General features: G+C 66.4%; 1 protein-coding gene and 1 pseudogene. Both read right to left on the minus strand.

The features are described from left to right. Positions 1-106 precede the first annotated feature (106 nt). Positions 107-777 (minus strand): annotated as a pseudogene (locus tag HDC93_RS37640) (IS5 family transposase); the annotation flags it as partial. A gap of 232 nt (positions 778-1009) precedes the next feature. Further along, a partial coding sequence (locus HDC93_RS37645; protein ID WP_185015255.1) for a hypothetical protein occupies positions 1010-1372 on the minus strand: 363 nt, incomplete at its 5' end.

Here is a 1372-nt window from a genome sequence, read left to right on the forward strand (position 1 = left end):
CAACCTCGCCAAGCGCATAACGGACGAGACCACGCCAACCTGGCGAGGAACTTACTAGAACTTAAAGGGCAATTCGGCTACATCAAACGCCCTCTTAGACGTCGTCTCATTTGGCGAGTCGGCGGTAGCAGATGAGGCTGCAGGCGATGGCGGTGAAGGCCAGGAAGTGTTCGGCCTTGCGTTCGTAGCGGCGGTGCAAACGGCGGCAGCCGCCCAGCCAGGACATCGTGCGCTCGATGATCCAGCGGTGCCGGCCCAGCCGGGTGGAGGACTCGATGCCCTTGCGGGCGATGCGGTGGCGGATGCGACGCTCACGAAGCCATTTCCGCAGGTGGTCATAGTCGTAGCCCTTGTCGGCATGGAGCTTGGCCGGACGCCGACGGCGCGGGCCGCGCCGGGAGCGGATGGGCGGGATCCCGCGCACGAGCGGCTTGAGGCCGAGGCTGTCGTGCATGTTGGCACCGGAGATGCCCAGCGACAGCGGCACGCCGTTTCGGTCGGTGATGAGGTCGATTTTCGATCCCGGCTTGCCACGGTCGGTCGGATTCGGTCCGGTCAGTGACCCCCTTTTGCCGCCCGGACGCTGACAGAGTCGATCGCGCACCGCGACCAGTCCAACGCGCCCCGAGCGCCGAGTTCGTCGAGGATCACCCGGTGCAGCTGGGCCCACACCCGCTCCCTGCTCCACTGGGCGAAGCGCCGGTAGACCGTGGGCCAGGCCGGCCCGAATACCGGCGGCAGCTGCCGCCAGGTGCAGCCCGAAGTGGCCACGAAGACTCGAACGGGCGAGGTCTGCAGCGCATCCTGCCGGAGCCGGACCTGCCCGATGATCTACGCCATGGTCATCGTCCGCCGACCGGCACGAGTACCCAACTCGCCATTCACCCGTGACCTGCGACTTCACGATGCACACCGCTCAATGTGGGGATTCCACAGAAGGCGGCTGGGCAGGCGCACGACCCGGTGCACCCGCCCGCTGCGCCACGCCCGCCGCGTGATGTTGAGGCCGCTACTTGCGCACGCCGGTCGCGTTGAACTCCTGTACGCCGACCTTTCCGTTCTCATTGCTGTTGCGCACGTAGAGCCGGATGTTGGTGGTGGCGACGTTGGCCGACGGTCGGTAGACGACCGGCGCCGCCGTGTTGATCGCCTGGTAGGGCATGATGTCGATCCAGGCGTTCTGGCTGGCGCTCCACCGCTGCACCTTCCAGTGGGTGGTCATCCAGGTGCAGCAGTTGTCCTGCTGGATGGTGAAGGCGAACCGCTCGTAGTCGGCACCGAGATCGAACTGCACCCAGGACTCGTTCACGTTGGAGCTGGCCTCGCCGGTCTCGGTGACGCCGTCCCAAAGCTTGCCGAGGCCGCTGTCCCA

Origin of the sequence: Streptomyces sp. AK010 (assembly GCF_014207295.1) — a bacterium.
GTDB classification, from domain to species: domain Bacteria; phylum Actinomycetota; class Actinomycetes; order Streptomycetales; family Streptomycetaceae; genus Streptomyces; species Streptomyces massasporeus.